Genomic DNA, 4734 nt, shown 5'->3' on the forward strand with positions numbered 1-4734 from the left:
AGGAAGAAGTGGGCGTAGGGGACGGTCCACACCACGGGGTGGCCGAGACGGTGACCCGTCCAGCCGTCGTCCCCGTAGGCGGTCCCGTGGTCGGAGCAGACGATCGCGAAGCAACGGCGGCGGCTGCTCATGGCGGCGAAGAGACGGCCGATGTGCCGGTCCACGTACTCCAGGGCCGCGGCGTGGCTGGCCCGGGTGTCCCCGTCCTCCCGGGTGGACCCGGGCAGGTGGAACCAGTTGGGCTGGTGCAGGGCCGAGACGTTGAGGAAGAGGAACAGCCGTCGCTCCTGCGGGAGCCGGGCCACCGCCTTCTCGGCGCAGGCCACCTGGGCCTCGAAGGAGGTCGGCGAGGGCACGCCGAACTCCGGCTCCCAGTGCGACTCGGCGAACAGGCCCGGCAACACGGACCCGAGCGGCCCCTGCTTGTTGAAGAAGCCGACCCCGCCCACGCACACCGAGTGGTACCCCGCCCCGGCCAGTCCGGAGACCAGGTCGGGGGTGTCGTACACGAAGGTGCGCGAGGCCGTGGTCTCGCTGCCCGCGAACCGGGCGGCGAACAACCGCGGGTGAGGGCCGGGCCGGGCGGGCGTGGGGAGGAAACCGGCGAACATCGCCTGGTGGGAGGCGTAGGTGAAACTCCCCGGCGCGTGCCTCTCCTCCCACCGCCCGCCGGGGAGGTGGCGGGCGAGGTTCGGGATGCGCCCGGCTTCGGCCAGTTCGACGGCCACGTCGTACCGGAGGGTGTCCAGGGTGACCATCAGCAGGTCGTGGCTGCCGACGATCTCGTTCATGTCCGGCTCAGCGAGGAGCGGCTGTGGCTGTGGCTGCGGGGGCATGGAGGTTCCTCGTGCTGTGCGGTGGTGCGGGGGGCGTTCCGTGCGGTGGTGCGGAAGGCGTTGTGGCGTGCCGGGCGGCACGTATCTGGGCGGCGTAGGTGTCCAGTCCCTCGGCGCCGCTGCCGGGCAGTCCGGTGAGGCGCGGCAGCAGGTCGCCGAAGGCGTTGACCTCGCCGACGGTGAAGCGTCGCCAGCCGACGGCGGGCAGCAGGTCGACGCCCACGCAGAGGGTGCGGGGGAAGCAGGCGGCGGCCCGCTCGCAGACGGCGAGCAGGTCGGCGAAGTCTCCGCCGGCGGCCTCGACGGCTGTGCGCACGGCGGCCAGGTCACCGCGCTCGCCGCCGAGGTGGAGATTGGTCAAGGGCGACCGACTGGTGCGCACCACGGCGTGGGTGGCGCGCCCGGCGACGACCACCACCCTGAGGTCGCAGGTCCGGCCGTCGACGGCCGCCTTGGGCACCCAGCGCTCCAGGTGGAGTCCGTCGGGGGCCAGCGTGTCGGCCACGGCGGCGATCTCCCGCTCGTCGTCGTGGCGTCGCAGGTGCAGCGAGTTGAACAGCCGCCCGTCACCGGCGCGTTCCACCGAGGTGGTGGCGCGGATCCGGCCGCCGGAGGCGGTCTCGATCGCCAGCACCCCGGAGGCCGACGAGCCGTGGGCGAGCTTGAGGAAGACCCTGGGCATGCCGTGCTGACGCATCAGCGTCCGCACGTCGTCCCAGCCGCGGACCGGCGGCGCGTCCGGGCCGGAGGTGGGCGACGCGGGTACCGGGACCCCGGCCTCGCGCAGCACGGCGTGGCAGCGGCGCTTGTCGAAGAGGACCGCGAGTTCGGCGTCGTCGTCGAGCCTGCGGCCGCCGGTCAGTGTGCGGGTGGCGGCGGTGAAGTACCGGTACCAGCGTGCGGAACCCTCGACCCTGGCGGGATCGTCGACGCCCCGCAGGATCCGGTCGACCTCCGGGTTCTCGCCCGGCGAGTCGAGCCGGACGGTCTCCTCGGCGGAGAACCGCGCCCCGCCGTCTCGCAGGACGTCCAGCCACGGCACCACCCGCGGCGCGGGCAGCCCGGCCTCGCGCACCGCCGCCGCGAAGAGGGCGACCCGCCGGTTCTCCGGGTTGCCGACCACCGCGAACCGGGTGGGGCGGTCACTCGGCGACGAAGACATGACGCTCCGACAGGCGCCGGGCCACCAGGTACGGGGAGGGGAAGGGTCCGTCGCCCTGCCCCGGGGCGGGGAGCGCGAAGACCGGCAGGCCGTGGAAGCGATGGAGATGGTCGGAGCGGAAGGTCACGGCCGGGCTCACTCGGCCACGGCGATGTAGCGGTGGACCTCGCCCTCGTCCTCGTAGGACTCGGCGTCGTCCTCGTCGAGGTCGAGTTCGACGCCTGCCGGTTCGAGCGTCTGCCGGAGACGGGCCCTCAGGTCCGAGCCCAGGTAGTGGTGGTGCAGGTCCAGCTTCCTGAGGTGGGTGAGCGGCTGGCCCGCCAGCAGCGCGGCCGCCCCCTCGTCCGTCAGGGTGCCCATGGAGAGGTCCAGCACGTCCAGCCGGGCGACGACCGGGGCGCCGGCCAGCGCCTCGGCGATCCGGTCCTGGATGACGCTGTTGCGCAGCGCGAGGTACCGCAGCGAGGGCAGCCGGGTGCCGGCCAGGATCGGTTCCAGGTCGCCGGGTTCGGCGTCACCGCCGTACATCTCGGACCCCAGCCACAGGTCGAGGTTCTCCAGCGCCGGGAAGTCGCTCGCCGCGATGCCGCGCACCACTTCGACGCCGAGGCCGCCGGTCTCCACCACCAGCGTCTCCAGCGCCTCGTGACGTACGGGCGGGAAGACGAGGCCGCTGCCTCCGCGTACGCCGAACCAGCGCAGTGCGGGGAAGTTCTCCAGGAGCGGGGTGACGTCCGACTGGATGATCCAGGAGATCTCGGACTCCTCGCTCGTCATGTCGCCGAGGAAGAGGGCGCGCAGAGCGGGGAGCCGGTCGCGGGCCGCCACGATCGCTTCGACGATCTCCTTGCTGGACTTCTCGTACGCGTCGTTCCACGCGCCGACGATCAGGGCGCGCACACGGGTCAGGTCCACCGTCGCGGCGAACCGGGCGAACACCTGCTGCCACTCCTCGTCCGCGTCGTAGACGTCGACGGAGAGGCGCCAGGCGACGGTCTCCGGCTCGGGCAGCGCGCTCTCCTGCCCGGCCTCCGGAAAGGTGAACGAGGGCAGGCCGTACAGCTCGTCGAGATGGTGGTTGACGGTCATGCGCGCGCTCCCCTGACGGTCCCCGGTTCGAACAGCTGAATTGCCGCCCTGCCGGAAGTTCTACCAAGCGCCACCGACAGTGACGACGGCGGGGATGTTCCGCGACGGTGCGTTGTCGGTGGCGGCTCCTACTGTCGAAGACGTGTCCGGGCGACGGCCCCGGCGCGGAGTCGAGGGGAGAGCTCTGTGTACCGGCAGGGAGACGTGCTGATCGTGCCCGTGGCCGCCGAGGCGGTGCCGCGTCAGGCGGTGGACGCGCCGGGCGAGGCGAGGGACGGCCGGGGGCGGCTGGTGCTCGCGCTGGGCGAGGTGACCGGCCACGCCCACGCGGTGGTCGGCGCGGGCCGGCTGGTGCGCGAGAGCGGCCCGTTCGGCCCGCTGCTGCTCCATCTCCCGGAGGGGGGACGGGTCGTGCACGAGGAGCACGCGGCGATACCCCTGCCGAAGGGCTGGTACCGGGTGATCAGGCAGCGGGAGTACGTGCCGGGTTCCGTGCGGCTGGTGGCGGACTGAGGCGGGACCGGGAGCACCGGGCGGAACGGCAGGGTCAAGTGGCGCCAAGGGGCGGGGAGATGACGATGACGAACGACGCGACGACGACCGGCGAGGTGATCACGGCCGGGGGCGTGGAGCGATGGCGCCGCACGGCGGCACGGACGGGTCCGGCGGACCGCGCCGCGGCGGAGGAGGGCGTGCGCCTCGCCTACCGCAGGGCCGGACTGTTGGGACCGGAGCGGATCGTGTGGGCCGGCTCGCCGCGCGAGGCCGTGACCCTGCTGCCGGCCTCGCAAGGGCTGGGGCGCAGCGTGCGCGACGCCGTACGCACGGCCCCTTGGGCGGCCGAACGCGCCCGGCTGGGCGCCGCGTTGGGGCCGGCCGGCTGGGGCGCCCACTGGGCGGCGACGGGCGGACTGCTGTGGGAGACCACCCGCCTGCTCACCGAGCGGATCGCCGCGGCGCTGACCGACGAACTGGCCGGGGACGACGCGGCGTCACGGACCCGGATACGCCTGCTGCTCCTCGACGCGGTGCTCGGCCAGCACGACGCGGCCTGGCTGTCCGCCTTCGACACGGACCGCGCTCCGCTGGACGGGGTGGCGGCGGTGGCGGGCGCAGCCGGCTGGTGGTGGCCCTACGAGAACGCCGCGGTGATCTGCGAGCGTCCGGTGGAGTTGCACCGGGACGAGAACGGGCGGCTCGACAGCGGCGACGGCCCTGCGCTCGCCTACCCGGACGGGTTCGCGCTGTACGCCTGGCGTGGCATGCCGGTGCCCGCCGCGTTCCTGGTGGAGCTGCCGTCACTCACGCCGGAGCGGATACGCGGCGAGGAGAACGCGGAGCTGCGGCGGGTGATGCTGGAGCACTACGGCTACGACCGCTACCTCGCCGACTCCGGCGCGCGGCCGCTGCACCGGGACGAGGCGGGGGTGCTGTGGCGCATCGACCTGGTGGACGACGAGCCGGTGGTGATGGTCGAGGTGGTGAACTCGACGCCGGAGCCGGACGGGATGTTCCGCACGTACTGGCTGCGGGTTCCGCCGCGGACCCGGACCGCCCGTGAGGGCGTCGCCTGGACGTTCGGCCTCGCCGAGGAGGCGTACGAACCCCTCCGCCAGACCTGAGCGTCGGCGCGGCCCGGGCACGGCC

At 73.7% G+C, this 4734-nt stretch carries 6 protein-coding genes; 2 read left to right on the forward strand and 4 right to left on the reverse strand.

Going from position 1 to position 4734, the window contains the following annotated elements; translation table 11 throughout:
• The 4 genes from ACOV8S_RS27285 to ACOV8S_RS27300 form a co-directional block, all read right to left on the reverse strand.
• Positions 1-791, reverse strand: a 791-nt coding sequence (locus ACOV8S_RS27285) for an STM4013/SEN3800 family hydrolase (RefSeq protein ID WP_448321068.1), incomplete at its 3' end; no start/stop codon positions are given.
• 7 nt (positions 792-798) lie between these two features.
• Complete coding sequence (locus ACOV8S_RS27290) at positions 799-1998, reverse strand: STM4014 family protein (protein WP_448321069.1); 1200 nt, start codon at positions 1996-1998, stop codon at positions 799-801.
• Positions 1979-2125 (reverse strand): hypothetical protein, encoded by a 147-nt coding sequence (locus ACOV8S_RS27295; protein ID WP_448321070.1) that lies wholly within the window; start codon positions 2123-2125, stop codon positions 1979-1981. The genes ACOV8S_RS27290 and ACOV8S_RS27295 overlap by 20 nt, the downstream gene beginning before the upstream one ends.
• An 8-nt stretch (positions 2126-2133) precedes the next feature.
• Positions 2134-3087, reverse strand: coding sequence for an STM4015 family protein (locus ACOV8S_RS27300; protein ID WP_448321071.1), 954 nt, complete (start codon positions 3085-3087; stop codon positions 2134-2136).
• 186 nt (positions 3088-3273) lie between these two features.
• Between ACOV8S_RS27300 and ACOV8S_RS27305 the strand changes: the two genes are divergently transcribed.
• Complete coding sequence (locus tag ACOV8S_RS27305; protein ID WP_351116085.1) at positions 3274-3600, forward strand: hypothetical protein; 327 nt, start codon at positions 3274-3276, stop codon at positions 3598-3600.
• A 59-nt stretch (positions 3601-3659) separates the two neighbouring features.
• The gene (locus ACOV8S_RS27310; RefSeq protein WP_448321072.1) at positions 3660-4709 is read left to right on the forward strand and encodes a DUF6745 domain-containing protein; all 1050 of its coding nucleotides are present in this window, start codon (positions 3660-3662) and stop codon (positions 4707-4709) included.
• Positions 4710-4734: the final 25 nt, after the last annotated feature.

It is taken from the genome of Streptomyces sp. CO7 (genome assembly GCF_053474865.1).

Excerpts from the sequence above, each read along its gene's own strand:
- ACOV8S_RS27300 (WP_448321071.1), bottom strand. The coding sequence starts at position 3,087 with ATGACCGTCAACCACCATCTCGACGAGCTGTACGGCCTGCCCTCGTTC.
- ACOV8S_RS27310 (WP_448321072.1), top strand. The coding sequence starts at position 3,660 with ATGACGATGACGAACGACGCGACGACGACCGGCGAGGTGATCACGGCC.
- ACOV8S_RS27290 (WP_448321069.1), bottom strand. The coding sequence starts at position 1,998 with ATGTCTTCGTCGCCGAGTGACCGCCCCACCCGGTTCGCGGTGGTCGGC.